The following is an 18,736-nucleotide window of genomic DNA, read 5'->3' on the forward strand; positions in this document are numbered from 1 at the left end:
TAAAAAAAAATGAAAAAAATCATATTTATAACCAGCATTAGTTGCATAGCACTTTTTTCTTGTAAAAAGTCTTTTTTAACGCTGGTTCCGCAATCACAGGCCACTGATGTTGCCTTTTATAAAACCACCGCAGATATCGGGAACGCGGTAAACGCATCATATGCAGCCTTACAAGTTCAGTATTTAGGCTTAGGTACAACAAATGGCACTTTCCCAACCCTGATGGAAGCCCGGGGCGATAACGTGCAAGATTTAAATCCTGGTGCTAACGCCGGAACGGAATACAATATCGACCAGTTTTTAGCTGAAGCAGACAACACGGACATTCAGACCACTTGGGGAAACATTTATAATGGAATTTCACGGTGTAATAATACCCTGGTGCATATTGATGTCGTTACCGATGCAAATTTAAAAGCTCAATACACCGGCGAACTTAAATTTTTAAGAGCGTTGAATTATTTTAATATTGTAAGATTATGGGGGAGCGCTCCTTTGGTTTTAGCACCTATTACGGCTACTGATGCCGCAGCGCTGAGCAGGAGTCCGGTACCAGCTGTGTATGGCGCAATCGAAGCTGATCTAACGCAAGCAATATCATCACTTCCGGTAAGCTATCCTAACGCTGCTGATTTAGGCCGCGCAACGCAGGGAGCTGCCAAAGCTTTATTGGGTAAGGTATATTTAACTGAAGGGAAATATTCGCAAGCTGTATCTATATTAAAAGATCTGATCGTTTCCGGCAATCCTTATGGCTATACTCTATTGCCGAATATCGCTTCAGTTTTTGATGTGAATAATAAAATGAATTCGGAAATTATTTTCGCAGTTAGATATAATAAAGCGATTGCAAATGAAGGGCATCCGCTGAATCCATACTTCAACCAACCTGGTTTAGATCCGCTACTGCTAAGTGCATACGGTTCAACAGATACGAGGCGCGACTTGCTGAACACGGTAACGTTGGATGCAAACGATAAGCCAGTTAAAAAGTACTACGATACTTTTGATCCTAATAATAAAACATTAGGAAATGATTTTATTGTGTTGCGTTATGCGGATGTATTATTGATGTATGCCGAGGCTGAAAATGAGGTCGCCTATTCACCCGATGCATTTACTTATTTGAATGCAATACGGTCAAGGGCCGATGCCACTACTTTTACGCAGGCTGATTTGCCAGACCAAGCAACATTCAGAACAACGGTTTTGCAAGAACGCAGGCTGGAATTACCTTTGGAGCTCCACCGTTGGTTTGACTTGATACGGACAAATACCGCAATAAGTGCCTTGCAAAATTCCGGGTTAAACAAAATCACCATTCAGGCTTACCAGTACCTTTATCCAATACCACAAACTGAATTGAATTTGTCAACCAACAAATCAGGATTTACGCAAAATCCGGGGTATTAATTCCCATTCTTTCTTACGGGGAAGAGCTTATTTAGCTCTTCCCCTTTTAATTTATTCCATTATGAAACAATATCTGAAAATTATATTAGCAGGCTTGCTATTGCTTTGCTGCAGTAGGTCTGAAGGCCAGGTCAGCAAATTGATCAGCCAGTTACACAATCCAAAAGATAAAAATATTATGGTTGCCGCGCATCGCGGGGATTGGCGTAACGCACCTGAAAATTCAATACAGGCCTATAAACAGGCGATAGAAATGGGCGTTGACGTTATAGAAGTAGATCTCAACATGACTAAAGACAGTGTAGTAGTCATTATGCATGATGACTTGATTGACCGGACGACTGACGGCAAAGGTAAGCCGTCTGACTATACGCTTGCACAGCTCAAGAAATTTCACCTCCGGGAAGGGCAAGGCGTGACAGGTAAACACACTATACCGACACTGGAGGAAGTCATGTTATTGGCCAAAGGAAAAATACTGGTTAACCTGGACAAAAGTTTCCCTTATTATGAAGAAGCTTATAAAGTACTCAAAAAAACCGGTACCTTGAACCAAGCAATATTTAAAACCAGCGAGCCATACGCTGTAGTCCGGAAAAAATACCCAGCTATTTTGGATAGTATTACTTTTATGCCGGTGGTCTACATTAACCAACCAAGGGCCAGACAAATCATTAATGAGTATCAAAAAGAGATCAAACCAGTGGCTTTTGAATTGATCTTTCCAACAGATACCTCTTCTATTTTAAAAAACAACGATTTTATCAGGGATCACGGAGCAAAAGTATGGATCAACGCTCTATGGCCGAGCCTCAATGGCGGGCATGATGATACTATAGCCTGGGAAGATGGCAATACAAAGGACAGTTGGGGCTGGCTGATTGCACACGGTGCCACGATGATACAAACCGACAGGCCTGGTTCCCTACTTGATTATCTAAAAAAGATGAAATGACATTATTAGCATACATTAGATGAAAGAACTCGTTGATTTAGAAAAGGAAGCATTAAAGTTGTAAAACAGAAAATCGTAAATACAAGCATGTGGAAAAGGTAGTGATAATTACAGCTTGCGCCGGAATGGAGTGGTCACATTCATCAGAATCTCTATGCAGACTTACGAATGAAAATAAAGCGAGTGTAATAACACAGATTTTAATTGAATTTTTCATAATGTAGTTATTTATGTTAAAAAGCAGTTCAAATGTCATTTTAAATAGGATATCAATACGCCAATCGCTATCCTGTAAGCCGTCGTTGCTATTACCTTAACCAATTTTAACCCTCTCGTGTAAAATCGGTCTGTTACCGGTAATTTCTCCTCATCACCAGAAGTTTCACGGCCCAAACACAAATGCAAAATGCTTATAATGCAAATTGCCATCACCAAATGAGTAGTTACGTAGACGATTTCCATTGTTTTTGATTTAGCTGACAGTTGATATACTTGGTCAGAATCATAATACTTTATTGACTCATTCCGCCTGTAGTATACCAAGCTTGTGCCAAAATGTAAATCATTGATTGTGAAATAATTATGAATTATTCTCCAGCAGCGTCCCCGCTTCATTTCGCTACTCATCAAATTTTCAAATGAAACATAGAGGTTATCGACAACAAGGATTACCAATTTTGAAACCGAGCAAAACCTGGATCTCCTCCAACGTCGCCTATATAACACAATATCATATCCCAGGGATACCTTGTTCGTGGGACAGATACCCTTAACTATCAAAACACATTGTTTTATGGCGGAAAAATGAGCAAAATAGTGAGCATTTCGAAGCCAATTTATAGCTGTAAAAACAGCGAAAAACATGCCCATTTGTGTATTTATATTTCTAACGTCCAATTGAAGAATCGCATGAACTAACCCCGTGTTTCGGCAGACAGTTCATTACACCACGTGTTGTCACAAACGTTCATTCACTGTCAGTCTTCACACTGCACAGCAAAACTGAAACTCGCTATGCTCCTAACAGATTTGCCTTTAACCATCCCTTACTTTTTACTTCCCATTTCACCGCATTAGGCAAAGTTAGCGACCGGCGAATGAAACGTAAAGCATACAATCGAAGCATTTTGATTGATTTTTTAGTGGTGGGCCTTGACATTTCATCCGCCTTCCGCTTTTGGTGCCTAAGTGCGTTAAATCTCCCGGAATAACTTCGTTATAAGTCTTATATTAATTATAACCACTACCGATAACTTTGTCAACTATATAGATCATCATCCTTGAGATTTGCTAGGGCGTAAAGCAATTCTAATGGGTAGGCCAAGAAAAACTGATGACTACATCTTGTTTGGAAAGAACAAGTTCGTTTCCCGTTAAAGGAACAAGGAGAACTGGTTCCAAAGTTCACTTTTGGTTTTTCCCTTTGCAAGATGTGCTCCTGTCCGACAAAAAATCGCTGCGCTTAATTTTTTTTCAGCCAGTCGCAATCTTGCCCTGAACTTCGCTCCGTACCTCCGCGAAGACCAGGGAGTATCGGAAACTCGCAACTCGTTTCCTCTTTTAACGGATAAAGAAGATTACAAACATGGATTTAAGGCATTGAGATTTATAACGCCGATCTGAGGCATGGGAGTTCTGATCATAAAATGATTCAAAGAACAGCTATCTTACTCGCCGCCCGTTCATCAACAGTTCTCACGGGAAAAATCTGCATACAAATCCCGAAAGAACAAGTTCCCGGTGAACAATGCATCAAGTTTGCAATGAACAAACTCGTTTCGAACAAATTATCAAGTTCGCAACGAACAAGTTCCGGTGAACAAATTATCAAGTTCGCCATAAACAAGTTCCCGGTGAACGAATTATCAAGTTTCCAGTGAACAGATTCGCTGCGCTCAGGTTCTTAAAGGGCAAGTTCACAACGAACAAGTTCGCAGTGAACGAATTCATAACATACAAGTTGCTAACCCGTCTCCGTATTAACTATGGCAAGACGAGCTAAAGGGAAGCAAGAGATAAAATAGAGGCCTGCATGCTATATGGGTAATATCTGATATACGCTAGAAAGCGGCTCGCCAGCTTTTTAGCATAAAGGGCCTGATCGTTTTAGATGACGCTGATGAGGGCGCATCCTTTCACGTAAGATTTATTTGCCTTTTAAAAGATCGTTCTTTTCTTTTTCAGCCAGTAAAAGGCGTTCAAGGAGGGCAACTTTTTCGTTGCATAAACTCTTATTTTCCTCAATCACTTCCATCAATTTTTCGATTGGGTTGAAATTGCAACCAAACGCATTATAAGCACCATTATTAAAACTATTATCGTTAAAGGCATGAAGTTGGCTAAACTATTTGATATCGACCCCGAGATATTTATTTATGCTGCAGGTAAAGATGTTCGTCTGGTCAAATACGCGGCGAATGAAATATCAAATTACCTAAAAGATGGCTTGCTGGACGGGATGTCCCCACAATCCTTGTTCAGCATAACCGGCATAGGCAATACCACCTTAACGCTGGCAGCCCAGCTCAACGAGGCTGTTTACAGGAAGTATGAACTGGAAAAAGATAATCAGGCACTACGGAAATTGAATGCAGATCTGAAAGCGCTTTTGCAGTCTTCAGCTTGACGATGCGAGAGAGTGCATTTAAACGATTGTCAAAATAAAAGAAGACCTTGCAGTTGCGGCAGACGGTTCACTCCATCACGTGCTGCGCACTATATCCGTTCACCGACAACCTCACTGCCAAAAGCACGGAAAGCAGCTTTGCAGCATTCCGTGCGGACAACATCTTCATTTCCTGGCTGAAAAAAAAATTTACCTTTTTGTTATTGGTCACCTTATTTGAGGTTCCGACCCTTAAAGGCACCTAAAAGCCTTAACGGAATATTTCATTATTGTTCCTTTTGGAATAATAATGAAGGATAAACTGGCGGAAAAGAGAAATATAACGCCTGCGAAAGCGGTTGAAATTATGCGTAAAAATGGTATCGAAATAGATGAAAAAAAGGCGGCTGAAGTCTTGGATTTGATGTATTTTTTAGCTAAATTGATTGTAAATCAGAACTTTAAGACATGAAAACAGCAGACTTATATATCCGTGTTAGCACAGACGAACAAGCAGACAAAGGTTACTCTCAGCGTAATCAGGAAGAGGTGCTCCTTAAGTTTTGCGAGATCAATAAAATCGCCGTCCGCAGGGTGATCTTCGAGGATCACTCTGCAAAATCCTTTATTCGCCCTGAGTGGGCCAAATTACTTGCGCTGCTTCGTAAGCAGCGAGGTAAAACCGACTTGGTTTTATTTACCAAATGGGACAGGTTCAGTCGTAATGCGCCTGATGCCTACCAGATGATCAATACCCTAAAGGTGCTTGGTGTAGAGCCGCAGGCTGTCGAGCAGCCATTGGATATGTCCGTACCTGAAAATAAGATGATGCTGGCTATTTATCTTACCGCGCCGGAGATTGAGAATGACCGCAGGTCACTTAATGTATTCCACGGTATGCGCAGAGCGAGAAAAGAGGGACGCTTTATGGCTACGGCACCGGTCGGTTATGTCAATCAGATATTAGAGGGTGGAATTAAACGGATCGTTTCAAAAGAACCCCAGGCATCAATAATACAATGGGCATTTAAAGAAGTGAGTGAGAATCGGTTCTCTATTGAGCAAATATGGAAAAGAGCCCGTGAACTTGGTTTGGCCTGTAACAAAAGCACTTTTTGGCTTGCACTTCGTAATCCCGTTTATTGCGGCAAAATAGTTATTCCTAAATATAAGGAGGAAGAAACCTATTGGGTACAAGGCTTGCATGAGCCATTGATCACAGAAGGTTTATTCTATGATGTTCAGGATACGCTCAATGGCCGAAAAAAACGGAAGCAAGGCGCTACAAAGATCGTCTCTTTAGATATGCTGCCGTTAAGAGGCTTTTTGATCTGCTCCAAATGTAATAGAATCGTTTCAGGCAGTGCATCCAAAGGCTGTAAACAATACTATCATTATTATCACTGTTCTTCCAGCTGCGGATTTAGAAAAAGAGCAGAAGATGTAAATGAAGCTTTTGTTGACGGATTGAAAGATTATGTATTGAAGCCCGCAACAGCAGAACTCTTCAAGACTGTAATTGTGGATGCTTACCAGAATGTTACCAAGAGCGAGCGTTTATTCAGGAAGCAATATATTGACCAGATCACCGGGCTGACAAATAAGACGACACGCGCAAGGGAGCTTTTACTAAATGGTGATATAGATTCTGCTGATTACAGAGAGATTAAAAAAGAATCAGATTCAGCTATTAGAACATTGGAAACGAGAATTTCTGAGTTAAAAAGCGATTTAATGCCCGCAAACGAATTTAATGCCGTTGTCGAGAAAGCCGTTTACACGCTAACTAACATTGATGTAATCTACTGTAAATCAGATAACGAAGCCAAAAGAAAACTGATAAGTTCGATGTTAGCCGAAAACTTCACTTTGGAGGATTTGAAGCTTCGAACTACTAAATTAACTGAAGCTTTTAACCTTATTTATCTGATTAACAGCAACTTAGATAGTGAAAAAAGCGGGACAACTGACTCAAATCTGACGTTGTCCCGCTGGGTGCTCCCGACGAGATTCGAACTCATATCGATGGTACCGGAAACCATAATTCTATCCGTTGAACTACGGGAGCAATGCGGCGCAAATATAACTTATTTCCGCGTTTACATAAGTTCAAAATGAAAATGAAAGATTATTTTAAAAACATCCTGAAACCATTGTAAATAAATTGGAAATTCAATTTGATTTATTGATGTTTAGAATAAACTTCGCTGTTCTATTTCCGGGTTTTGTGATTTCTGCAAATAAGATCGGATCAGGGTAATGAGCTCAGGGCCATATTGCTCAGCTTTTTGCGGGCCGACACCTTTTATTGCGCTTAACGCTTTAAGCGTGGGCGGAAGTTTTTCAGCAATCATAGCCGCTGTTTTTTCGGAGATAATCCTATTGGGCATCACCTGATCTTTTTCGGCAGTATTTTTGAGCCAGGCTACTATTTGCTCATAAAGTTTTTCGTTGGGTTTGGCGTTCAGTGCTTTTACATATGAACGGCTTTTGTCTGCTGATGCAGCAGCAAGTGTATTTTTGCTGGCAGTAAGGTAAGCTGTAACTGAAAATGCTGTTTCAGAAAAATGCCCCATAAGACTGATCCGGGCCATGATCCATTGCAGGAGCTGGTCAGCTTTTGCGGCGCCTTCTTTTGATTTCCCAATCAGGGCGGGAATCAGGGCGTGAAGACTTTCGGTGATCGCCGACAAAGCTGAATGGAAATAATGAGCCGCTTTACGGATGCGCTCTATATCCTCCGTATCTAGCTGTCGGCTAAATTTAGCTGCAACTGATAAAACGTCAGTGTGAAGATTAGGTATCAGTTGTTCAAAGCCCGCGATCCTGTTTCTTAAACCGTTGAAGTTGAATAGTTCGGCCAGGAGATATTTTTGGTATAGCTGCCGGTCAAGTTCAAGTTTTTCAGCATCGGGCTGGAACAGTCTGGCTTGTGTATTGAAATGTGCAACTGCCGGGTCGCCGATAATGTTTTGGGCGCTTATTGGATTTCGGAGTACCATACCCGAAAGTGTGCGGCAACGGCTAAGGGCCACATAGGCCTGTCCGTGGGCAAAAGCTCCGCTAATATCGATGATGGCCTTATCAAAACTGAGGCCCTGGCTTTTGTGGATGGTAATGGCCCAGGCGAGCTTGAGCGGGATCTGGGCAAAGCTGCCTGCATTGGTTTCGCTGATCTGTTGCTCATCCAGCTTGTATTTGATATTAGACCATTCCAGCGCCTGAACCGCGATCTCCCGATCATTGCCGCACTGTACAAATACCGTATCTTTTTCAATGCGGGTAATGGTGCCGATCTTTCCGTTATAAAATAGTTTTTCAGCCGAACTGTCGTTTTTTACAAACATGACCTGGGCGCCCGTTTTGAGCTTGAGCTCGGTGTCTGTAGGATAGGCATCTTTGGGGAACTCTCCTTTTATCGTCGCTTTAAATTCAAATTCCTGCCCGGGCAGCGCTTCTACCAATTCATTATTGATCTGCTGTGCAATACGATTATGGGTAGTTAGCGTAATGTACGGGTCTTCGGCAGGCGGGCGGAAATCCACCTGGTGCCTGGCGTTTAGCAGCGCCAGGTTTTCCGGGCTGATGGCCTGGTTGCGTACTTCGTTGAGGATATCAACGAAAGCCTGTTCCTTTTGCCGGTATACATGATCGAGCTCTATTTGTACAAAAGGTGTCTTTTGTAACACAAGGCTGCTGAAAAAGTAGGGGGTGGTGTAGTACCGGCCCAGCATGGCCCATTCCTCGTCACGTATAATAGGGCTGAGTTGAGAGAGGTCGCCGATCAGCAGGAGCTGTACGCCGCCGAAAGGATATGGGTTTTCTTTAATATTCCGTAAAATGAGATCTATCTGATCCAGCACATCGGGCCGCACCATGCTTATCTCATCGATGATCAGTAGTTCAAGTTCAGAGAGCAGCGCTTTTTTTTCGGGGCTATAGTGTGCATCTGGCCGGGCATCGCCGCCCGGAATAACCGGCCCGAAAGGAATCTGAAAGAATGAGTGGATGGTCATGCCGCCTGCGTTGATGGCTGCCACGCCGGTTGGAGCAACTATCGCCAGCTTCTTTTTTGCATCCTTTTTTACCTGCTGCAGAAAAGTGGTTTTGCCTGTGCCCGCTTTCCCGGTAAGAAAAACGATGGTATTGGTGGATTCCACATAATCAAAGGCTAATTGTATTACCGGGTTCCTATCCGTCTGCTTCATATCTGTTACAATTTTACGATAATGCGCGCAAATGTATCCATTCACAGGCGCTTAGTTTTTCCACAGTGCTTGTGGCTGCATTGTCAATTAGCTACTTTCGGCGGTTATGAAAGTCATTATCGCCGAAAAGCCATCCGTTGCGCGTGAGATTGCAAAAGTTTTTGGTGCAACCACCAAAAAAGACGGCTATATGGAGGGTAAAGGTTATACTTTCACCTGGGCATTCGGTCACTTGCTGCAACTGGCAGCCCCCCAGGAATATGGCTTTTATGGCTGGAATGTTCAAAATTTGCCCATGCTGCCACTTAAATTTAAGCTGGCTATTCGAAAGGTAAAAACAAAGGATGGAATGGTGGATGACCCGGGTGTAAGAAAACAGCTGGATATTATCAAAGGTTTGTTTGACGAAGCTACGGAGATCATTGTAGCGACAGATGCCGGGAGGGAAGGGGAACTGATCTTCCGTTATATTTATTATTACCTGAAATGTAAAAAGCCTTTTAAGCGCCTGTGGATCTCTTCTCAGACCGATGAGGCGATCAAGGATGGCTTTAGGAACTTAAAACCGGGATCTGATTACGATACTTTATTTAATTCTGCTCATTGCCGATCACAATCAGACTGGCTGGTAGGGATGAATGCTACCCAGGCACTGAGTTTATCGGCCGGTACACGTTCCGTTCTTTCACTGGGCAGGGTGCAAACGCCAACGCTGGCCATGATTTGTGCCCGATATCTTGAAAATAAGAATTTTGTGCCAGAACCTTTTTACCAGGTGAGTATCATGGTGGATAAGGACGGGCAGGTCTTCCGCGCGTTGAATGAGGAGAAATTTAAAACAAAGGAAGAGGCGCAGCTGATCATAGATGAGGTAAGGGATACAGCATCCGGCGTTCCTGATGGTGGCCATATTTTAAGTGTAGAAGCAAAACCCAGAAAAGAACCACCTCCCTTACTGCACGACTTAAGCAGCCTGCAACAGGAAGCTAACAAGAAAAAAGGATTTACAGCTGATCAGACACTTACCTTATTACAAAACCTGTATGAAAGTAAGCTGGTTACTTATCCGCGTACGGGCAGCCGTTATATTGGCGATGATGTATTTGCAGGGGTGCCGGTACTGATCGATAAATTTAAAGACCATCCGGAGTTCGGTAAGCAGGCGACTGCTCTTTCCGGAGCAAAACTGAGTAAACGAAGCGTAAATGCTAAAAAAGTTACTGATCACCATGCGATATTACCTACGGGCGAAATTCCTTATCAATTATCGCCAGACAGGCAAGCTATTTATGACCTGGTAGCGGGCCGGATGCTGGAAGCTTTTCACCAGGATTGCATTAAGGAGATCACGAAGATCACGGTACAATCGGGCAGCAATTTTATAGCAAGCGGAACGGTTATCAGCAATGCCGGCTGGCGTGCGGTTTTTAATGAACCGGATGAGGATAAAAAGGAGGAAGAAAATGCATCGCTACCAAAAGTAAAACAGGGTGAGAACCTGCCGGTAACAGATAAGTCCCTATTGGAAAAGCAAACCAAGCCCAAACCTATGTATAACGAAGCTTCTCTTTTAAAAGCTTTGGAAACGGCAGGCAAGGAGATTGATGATGAGGAATTGCGTTATGCAATGAAAGATAGCGGGTTAGGTACACCTGCAACCCGGGCAGCTATTATAGAAACACTGATAAAAAGGGATTATATACTGCGGGAGAAAAAGAACCTGTTACCAACTGCTACCGGATTGGCAGTTTATGATGTGGTAAAAGATCATCGTATAGCGCAGGCGGAGCTGACAGGTAACTGGGAAAAAAGGCTGGAGGAGATCCGCTCAGGTGCCTCGGTTGAAAGTTTCCAGGAGGAAATCAAAGCCTATACCCGGGACATTACACGGGAACTGCTGAAAGCAGGTAAAGGGATGATGATTGTAAAGACATAAAACCTTATATAGCATCGTTTTGATAAGGGATTTTAAACCTCATCTGGCAGCCTTTACCTGCATCACTATCAACACTTATGCTCCCTCCCTGTAGGTGGATGAGCCGTTGGCAAATGAAAAGGCCCAAACCAGTTCCGGGCTTTTTATTGGCATGGTTAGCCTGGTAATAACGGGTGAATAGTTTGGCCTGATACTCTTTTGGAATACCTACGCCTGTATCAGTAACGGTTACATCCAGTTCAAGGGTTTGTTCATTTACCGGCAGTATCAGTGCTTTAACAGTTACACTGCCATTATCCGTATATTTAATGGCATTGCTTAACAGATTGACCATAACCTGTTTCAGCCGGAATGCATCTCCTTTAACAAGAAACCCTGTTTTTTCGCCAAACTCAGATGTTATTATTAGCCCTTTGTTTTCAGCCATAAATTTAACAGTTTCTACGGCTTCCCTTATTTCATGAAAAGGATCGAAAGAAACCAGTGTGAGTACGTCAACTTGTTGCTGATCCATTTTTCCTGCATCCAGGATATTATTCACCGTTTCCATTAGCATGGTAGAGGAACGATTAATAGAGGCTAATTTTTTCTGCTGATCGGCAGTAAGCGTCGTTTTATTAAGCATATACACGGCCCCGGTGATTACGGTCAATGGATTTCTGATCTCGTGGCTCATGGTGGCCAGGATCTCTGATTTCTGACCGGCCAGTACCACGGCCCTTTCATTCTCTGTCAGATAGTTTTGTTCTGCCTCCCTCGCTTTGCGGATAAATAGAATGAGTAATGGAATAAAGACTAATACCATCGCTATGGCGATGCCGCTAAACGTATTCATTTCATCAGTAGCGGATTGATATTGTCTTAATATTTCACTTCGACCCCTTTCCCATACATCAGAATCAATGTCTTTTAATCGTTGTAAAAGTTCATGGAGTTGTCCGACCAAACCAAGATTGGCCGCTATTAATTGTTTATCGGATAACACAAGACGGTTGTTTTGGTCATTTAACTGCTTTAACAGTTTTCCTATAACTTTTTCATGCTTGTTGTTGAGCGACCGGGTGACCGAATCTTTGACCTGTTTCTCCCGGCGAATGGTCAATGTTTTGGTAGCCTGGTTTTTGTTGGCAATAGCATCTTTTAAACGTTTTAATAAGCTGTTTTTATTCTTATTAACACTCACGGTAGTGTCGGCAGAACTCTTTTCTTTAATATGCTGCTGGAAATGAGGTGCATTGATTGCGCTTGCAGGCACCGTTGTATTAATGCTTGCTATGGTGGTTACTCTTAAAATGGAATCAAAATCATGTTTCAAGTCGAATACCTTTTGGGATAATAACAACTTTTTTTCGAGAGATGCTGTAATATGCTGCTTACTCCCCGAGATATAACTGGCACTGTCAGCCTGGTAATCTTTCATGATACCTGTTATCCGGCTAAAAATATTTTTAAGCCGGGCTTTATAACTTTCCAGTTCGGCATTATGCCCATATAAACCAGCCTGCTGGAAATCGTTTTCAGCTTTATTCAGTTCCAAAAGAATATTGCTGATATCTTCTGCTTTAGAGGGCTCTTTAAACTCCTGGCTCAGCTTGTCAAGCTTTTGTACAATAGAGTACTTCAGGAGCAGCGAACCTACAGCAAGCAGGAACATAAAAAGGAGGGAAATGATAAACAGGCGATAAAGGTTTTTTGACGCTGTTAGGGGTTTAATTAATTTCTCGTTCATCAATATAGGCCTGTTCTTTATTTTTTCGTGTCAGAAATGCTGCGTAAGATTAATTTATTATCCCTGGATTTTAATTCAGCGTCCAAAGATTGTTAATTAAGGCTTAGTTTGTTTAAATCAACCTGTAAAATTACAATCCTTGTATATATTATTCTTATTATGTGTTAAGTTTTTTTCTGCAAAGTAAAGTAAAAGTAAGCTATTCAATCTTAACGAAACAAATCGATAATATATCAAATAATGCATTTAGGTAAAAAAGTATCTTTCAAGCTTTATTACTGACAAGAATATTAGATTTGCCTGCGTTACGCTTTATAAATTACTATGAAATTATTTCCATCGGTTTACAGGCAGATTTTATTAGGATTAATGTTTGTTGCGATATGCGGGCATTCCATCGCGCAGCAAAAAACGGAATATTCGGGTAACCCGGTTATTCAGGGCTGGAATGCGGACCCGGAAGCAAAGATATTTGAAGGGCAGTATTGGATCTATCCAACTTACTCCGCGCCATATGATGAGCAGGTACATATGGATGCATGGTCGTCAAAAGACCTGGTACACTGGACTAAGCACCCTGATATTATTGATACCGCATCAATAAAGTGGGCCAAACGCGCCATGTGGGCACCTGCAGTAACCGAGATGGGGGGTAAGTACTATTTCTTTTTCGGGGCGAATGATATTCATGATGATAAAAAGGAGATTGGCGGCATAGGCGTAGGCGTTTCCGATAAACCGGAGGGGCCATTTAAGGATTATTTAGGCAAGCCGCTTATCGGTAAGATATACAACGGTGCACAACCCATCGATCAGTTTATTTTTAAGGATAAGGATGGCCAGTATTATATTATTTATGGCGGCTGGCAACATTGCAATATCGCTAAGCTAAACAAAGATTTTACAGGGTTTATTCCCTTTGATGATGGTGTTACCTATAAATCCATAACCCCACAGGATTACGTGGAGGGCTCGGTAATGTTTACACGGAAGGGAAAATATTATTTAATGTGGTCGGAAGGTGGCTGGGGAGGGCCTAACTATCGTGTGGCTTATGCTATGAGCAACGCACCAACGGGTCCTTTTAAGCGCATCGGTGTTGTTTTGCAGCAAGACCCTAGAATTGCAACCGGTGCGGGGCACCACTCCGTAATACAAATTCCGGGTACGGATGAGTGGTATATTGTTTACCATCGCAGGCCATTAACCGAAACGGATGCCAACCATAGGGTAACCTGTATTGATCATATGTATTTTGATGCGGATGGATTTATAAAACCCGTTCATATCACTAATGAAGGTGTGGCGGCTGTACCGCTGAAATAAGCGCGTACTCTAGTTGCCTATCCTGTCCTGCGCATCTTTTGCACTGTTTTCATTTCTTTTACGGGTTTGGGACGGTGTACTGCCGAATGGGCGAAAATAGCTTAGTTTGATGACGGGGATCATGGCCGTTTCGGGTTGATAATTGATGTATATTTTAGAGTTAAAAGCATCACGGGTAAGCGCGCCTATATAACTATGATAGCTGCCGCTGCGGAGCATATCGGTAATGCTTAACTGTAAGCTGCCCTTATGGTCGCCCAGATCTTTTTTGAGGCCAGCGTTAAGCATTCCCTGCCCATCAACCTTTGATACGCCATAATAAGAGAATGAGTTATAATAACCCGATAACTCCAGTGTAAAGCGCCGTGGCAATTGAAAAGTTTCGCTAAAATTGAGGCTATAACCCAGGTATGATTTTGCAACAGGTACCAGCGTATAATCAATTTTAAACTGCCGCCAGCCGCCGGTTAGGTTATAGTTCATTTGCCACCAATCATTAACCTTTATAGGGATATTGGCCTGTAGCGTAAGATTATTCTGGTAGCTTACATTTTCAGGCGCTATATAAACCAATTGCTTCGACGGGCCCGTTACTACCTGCCCTTGTACTATAGGGTTATCATCCCGGCTGTATAGCAGTGAGAAAAGGTAGTCATGATTACTATAGTTTAGTTTTAAGTTCCGGGTAATAGTTGGGAGCAGATAGGGGTTACCTGTAAATACAGATACCGGATCGTTATAAGTAATATAAGAAGCCAGATCGCTAAAGGAAGGCCTACTGATCCGTTCGGTATAGGATAGTTGCAGGTCTTCTGTGCTGCTGAGTTTTCTATCGATAGAAATATTAGGGAAAAGCTTACCAAGCTGCCTGTTGATCCCCGTTGCCCGGTTAACGGAATATTCGTATCGTGCGCCGGCAACTAAACTGGTAACAGTGTCCAACTGTGCCGATAAAGAGGCATAAGCAGCGCCAATTGTTTCCTTGGTAATAAGACTACTTGATGTATTCAGGCTACTGACCCATTGACCTTGCTTCAGGTTCTCAATACCCGATGTGCCCGAGCTGCGTGTATATGTTCCTTTAATGCCTGTCTCCAATTTGATGTTTTGGCTAAAGGATTTACTGTAATCTGTCTGAAAAATGCCAGAATGCACAGTAGATACATATCGATCTCTTTGCATGGGCGCATACAGGCTGTCATTTCCACCTGCGGGATTGCCGTGGTTATCTACAAATGTGCTTTGTACGTTGGTGAGGTCATTATCAGCATAATCAATATAATCCGCGTCTGCCCGTATATTTTCTCCTTTACTGATCTCTTTTTCAGCAAATATATTGGCTGCGAGATCGTGACCCTTTCCTGTTCCTTTAATGCCAGAATTGAACAGCAATACCGAATCAGGCCGAAGCTGGTAAAAGCCCCTATTATTGTGATTTTGCTCATTGGTGTTGTAAGTATAGTCAATGCTGCTGCCAAAGGTCAGTGTTGGCGTTAACCGTGTATCAAAACCTGTACTTAGTTGCTGCTGATTGGTTATAGGCTTGCTAACCCCAAAATAGTGGACTGTAACCGGGCCGCCTATGGCACCCACGTCTTCAGTGCCTGTAGCCAGTAGTTGACCATAGGTGCGATCATGGGTGTAGGCATAATTGCCATACCAATTTGTTTTGTCGGATGTATGGTTCAGGCTGAACGCAGCCGAAGCCTTTTCGCCTTTACCATAACCACCGGTTAAAGTATATGAACCATTTGTGCCCGGCTTTTTATTCTTTTTTGTGACGATATTGATCAAGCCAGCGCTGCCATCAGCATCATATTTAGCCGGGGGTGTATTCAATAGCTCTATATTGGCGATATTATCGGCGCTCATGCCATTTAATAAGCTCACCACCTCTTGCATCGGTAGCCGGATCAGTTTGCCATCCAGCATCACCATTACACCGCTTTTGCCATTTAGGGATAGGCTGTTGTTCCGGGGATCTAAAATTACACCGGGAGAGCGTTCTAATACTTCCAGCACCGAACTGCCTTTGGTTAATACACTGTTCTGTACATTAACCACCAGACCACCGCTTTGCTGGCTCACCAGTGGTTTGTTTGCGCGGATAACCACATCTGATAATTGCCGCGCAGCAGGTTGCAGTATTATCGTCCCGAAATTTTTCGATTGGTTGCTGGTGGTAAGTGTAAAGGCAGGATAGGTTTGGTTGTTAAAGCCAATGCTGCTAACCTTTAACAGGTAAACACCTGGAGTCGTTGCTTCCAATTGGAATAATCCATGTTCATTTGCTACGGTGGAACGAACAAATGAACTATCTGTGCTATGTATCAGATTAACAACAGCAAAAGGGATAGGGTTACCATCGGCACTTGTTACTTTACCACTCAGCTGAGCGCTGGCATGTTGTAAAGTGAAAAGGATAAATAATAAGATGACAAAGTTTTTCATGATTTTGATGGTTGTTCCCTCAAAGAAAAATCAAACATTCATCCTATAAAAAATGGATTGACCAATGGGCGTATATAACTGATGAGTTGCATCTGGACGCTAAAAACACTGCTTTAATGATAGAATTTACCTGTCATCAGCCCATAAATGCATTTGGTCAATTAATTAAAGCAGTTCATTGATCGTGTATGCTCAATTCATTCAATTCACGTACCTTTAACTATGCCCATCCCCAAAATCGATACAAACTGGCTCATCAGGTATAAGCTGTACCATATCCCTTTTTGGTGCGTGTATCATTTTATATGGTGGTCGATAGCAATAGGCAACCCACTGAAAGCGGCTTCCTATCTTCTTTTTACGCCGATGCTGGTGAAGTTTTCCTTTTATGTCATCTTCCAGGCTATCGCGGTTTACTTTAACTTGTACTTTCTTATCCCGCGCTATCTCGAAAAAAGCAGGTTCGTTATATATATTATTCTACTGCTGTCTACTGTTGCTATTACCTCTTTACTGATAACACCAGGCTATTACCTGAGCGCGTTCCTTATTCATAAAAGCGTTATCCAGGCGTATGGCGGTTTATATAATTGTCTGGGTGAGGCCATACCATCCACCTTAGCCAGTATGACATTGGCCATGAGCATTAAGCTTACCAAAAACTGGCTGCAAACCACCAGGCGGCAGCAGCTATTGGAAAAGGAAAAACTGGAAACCGAACTTAAATTTCTGAAATACCAGTTTAACCCGCATTTTTTGTTCAACAGTATAAATTCCATTTTTTTCCTGATCCATAAAAACCCTGATATGGCTTCCGACTCACTGGCCAGATTTTCTGAGCTGCTGAGGCATCAACTTTATGAATGTAATGACCGGCAGATCCCGCTTAGCAAGGAACTGGATTATCTTGAAAACTTTATCGGGCTGGAGAAACTTCGTCAACATGATGATCTTGAGGTTGCATTGGAAATAGACCCGGGGCCGGTTGCCCGGTTGGGCATAGCGCCATTTATACTGATGACTTTTGTTGAAAATGCCTTTAAGCATGTATCAAGGCAAAGCGGCCGTAAAAATTGGATCAATATTAACATACGACTGAATGGCTTACAACTAGAAATGGATGTGGATAACAGTACCTGGGATGAAGAATTGCAGGAGGTGATCAATTATGGCGGTATAGGGCTAAAGAATGTAAGGCGAAGGCTGGAACTGCTTTATCCCGGTCAATATGAATTATCAATAACACAAAATACCGGCAGCTTTGCTGTGCGGTTTAAGCTGATGTTGTCTGAACTGGAACTTAGCCCCTCATTTGAACTAATGGCATGAACAATATAAGCTGCGTTATAATAGACGATGAACCACTGGCAAGAGAAGGGCTTGCAAGCTATGTAAGAGAAGTGGATTTTCTGCAATTGAACGGTACCTGCGAAAATCCGCTCGAGCTTTTACAACTGCTGGACCGCCAGCCCGCTGATCTGATTTTCCTGGATATACAGATGCCGAAAATGAACGGGATTGATTTTTTAAAGATCATGCAGCAACCGCCCATGGTGGTTATAACTACAGCTTACCCAACCTACGCGCTTGAAGGCTTTCAATTGAATGTGCTCGATTACTTGCTTAAACCTATTACGTTCGAGCGCTTTTTTAAAGCGGCCGGTAAAGCCAGGGATTATCACCGGTTATTAAATAAAAGCACTTTAACCACCACGGATAAACCTGCGCAGGATGAGGATTATTTTTTCATTAAATGCGGCAACAAATATGAAAAGATACCGATTGAGGATATTCTTTATATAGAGGGCATGCAGAACTACGTAAATATTTATACGCTTAAAGGTAAATACATCACCATGCTATCCCTTAAAAGTTTGGAGGAGAATTTCGCGTCAAGGTTATTTATACGGGTGCATAAATCCTACATTGTTGCCGTAAATAAAATAGAAGGCATTGAGGGGAATGAGATCCATATTCAAAATAACCGCATCCCTATTAGCAGAAATTACCGCGAACAGGTAATAGCGCAGGTAGTCACCAAAAGGCTATGGGACAAAAATAAACTATAATAAAGAGTCAAGAATTAAGAGTCAGGAATCAAAAAAATTAACGC

At 42.3% G+C, this 18,736-nt stretch carries 12 protein-coding genes, 1 tRNA gene and 1 pseudogene; 9 read left to right on the forward strand and 5 right to left on the reverse strand.

Going from position 1 to position 18,736, the window contains the following annotated elements:
* Positions 1 to 9: 9 nt before the first annotated feature.
* Together BLU33_RS08385 and BLU33_RS08390 are read left to right on the forward strand one after the other, a co-directional pair.
* Positions 10 to 1,413 carry a RagB/SusD family nutrient uptake outer membrane protein gene (locus BLU33_RS08385; protein ID WP_091371243.1) on the forward strand — a complete coding sequence of 468 codons (1,404 nt, stop codon included), beginning with the start codon at positions 10 to 12 and terminating at the stop codon, positions 1,411 to 1,413.
* 61 nt (positions 1,414 to 1,474) lie between these two features.
* On the forward strand, positions 1,475 to 2,368 hold the full coding sequence (locus tag BLU33_RS08390) for a glycerophosphodiester phosphodiesterase family protein (RefSeq protein ID WP_091371246.1): 894 nt from the start codon (positions 1,475 to 1,477) through the stop codon (positions 2,366 to 2,368).
* A 252-nt stretch (positions 2,369 to 2,620) separates the two neighbouring features.
* Here BLU33_RS08390 and BLU33_RS25060 read toward each other — a convergent pair whose 3' ends face one another.
* Complete coding sequence (locus BLU33_RS25060) at positions 2,621 to 2,830, reverse strand: hypothetical protein (RefSeq protein ID WP_157682086.1); 210 nt, start codon at positions 2,828 to 2,830, stop codon at positions 2,621 to 2,623.
* A 1,867-nt stretch (positions 2,831 to 4,697) separates the two neighbouring features.
* On the opposite strand from BLU33_RS25060, the gene BLU33_RS08400 reads away from it, so the two are divergent.
* From BLU33_RS08400 to BLU33_RS25495, 3 genes and pseudogenes are all read left to right on the forward strand, one after another.
* Positions 4,698 to 4,994, forward strand: coding sequence for a hypothetical protein (locus BLU33_RS08400; RefSeq protein WP_091371251.1), 297 nt, complete (start codon positions 4,698 to 4,700; stop codon positions 4,992 to 4,994).
* Positions 4,995 to 5,283: 289 nt separating this feature from the next.
* A complete protein-coding gene (locus BLU33_RS25295; RefSeq protein WP_172829230.1) occupies positions 5,284 to 5,445 on the forward strand; it encodes a hypothetical protein in 162 nt (53 codons plus the stop codon).
* Positions 5,442 to 6,176: pseudogene (locus BLU33_RS25495) on the forward strand (recombinase family protein); the annotation flags it as partial. The gene BLU33_RS25295 and the pseudogene BLU33_RS25495, both read left to right, overlap by 4 nt.
* A 793-nt stretch (positions 6,177 to 6,969) precedes the next feature.
* On the opposite strand, the gene BLU33_RS08410 reads toward BLU33_RS25495, so the two are convergent.
* Both BLU33_RS08410 and BLU33_RS08415 read right to left on the reverse strand, forming a co-directional pair.
* Positions 6,970 to 7,041: transfer RNA gene (locus BLU33_RS08410), tRNA-Arg, on the reverse strand.
* A 124-nt stretch (positions 7,042 to 7,165) separates the two neighbouring features.
* Positions 7,166 to 9,181 (reverse strand): HRDC domain-containing protein, encoded by a 2,016-nt coding sequence (locus BLU33_RS08415; RefSeq protein WP_091371253.1) that lies wholly within the window; start codon positions 9,179 to 9,181, stop codon positions 7,166 to 7,168.
* 106 nt (positions 9,182 to 9,287) lie between these two features.
* Here BLU33_RS08415 and topB point away from each other — a divergent pair, with 106 nt between their 5' ends.
* The gene (gene topB / locus BLU33_RS08420; protein WP_091371255.1) at positions 9,288 to 11,117 is read left to right on the forward strand and encodes a DNA topoisomerase III; all 1,830 of its coding nucleotides are present in this window, start codon (positions 9,288 to 9,290) and stop codon (positions 11,115 to 11,117) included.
* 4 nt (positions 11,118 to 11,121) lie between these two features.
* Here topB and BLU33_RS08425 read toward each other — a convergent pair whose 3' ends face one another.
* Positions 11,122 to 12,846, reverse strand: a complete 1,725-nt coding sequence (locus BLU33_RS08425; RefSeq protein WP_091371257.1) for a sensor histidine kinase — start codon at positions 12,844 to 12,846, stop codon at positions 11,122 to 11,124.
* A 324-nt stretch (positions 12,847 to 13,170) separates the two neighbouring features.
* On the opposite strand from BLU33_RS08425, the gene BLU33_RS08430 reads away from it, so the two are divergent.
* Entirely contained in the window at positions 13,171 to 14,172 is a 1,002-nt protein-coding gene (locus tag BLU33_RS08430; protein ID WP_232009423.1) for a glycoside hydrolase family 43 protein, read from the forward strand.
* A 9-nt stretch (positions 14,173 to 14,181) separates the two neighbouring features.
* Here BLU33_RS08430 and BLU33_RS08435 read toward each other — a convergent pair whose 3' ends face one another.
* The gene (locus BLU33_RS08435; protein WP_091371259.1) at positions 14,182 to 16,623 is read right to left on the reverse strand and encodes an outer membrane beta-barrel family protein; all 2,442 of its coding nucleotides are present in this window, start codon (positions 16,621 to 16,623) and stop codon (positions 14,182 to 14,184) included.
* Between the two features lie 222 nt (positions 16,624 to 16,845).
* Between BLU33_RS08435 and BLU33_RS08440 the strand changes: the two genes are divergently transcribed.
* Complete coding sequence (locus tag BLU33_RS08440) at positions 16,846 to 17,952, forward strand: sensor histidine kinase (protein WP_091371262.1); 1,107 nt, start codon at positions 16,846 to 16,848, stop codon at positions 17,950 to 17,952.
* A complete protein-coding gene (locus BLU33_RS08445) occupies positions 17,949 to 18,692 on the forward strand; it encodes a LytR/AlgR family response regulator transcription factor (protein ID WP_091371264.1) in 744 nt (247 codons plus the stop codon). Before BLU33_RS08440 ends, BLU33_RS08445 begins: the two co-directional genes overlap by 4 nt.
* The last annotated feature ends 44 nt before the right edge of the window (positions 18,693 to 18,736 follow it).

This window comes from Mucilaginibacter mallensis (genome assembly GCF_900105165.1).
GTDB lineage: Bacteria > Bacteroidota > Bacteroidia > Sphingobacteriales > Sphingobacteriaceae > Mucilaginibacter > Mucilaginibacter mallensis.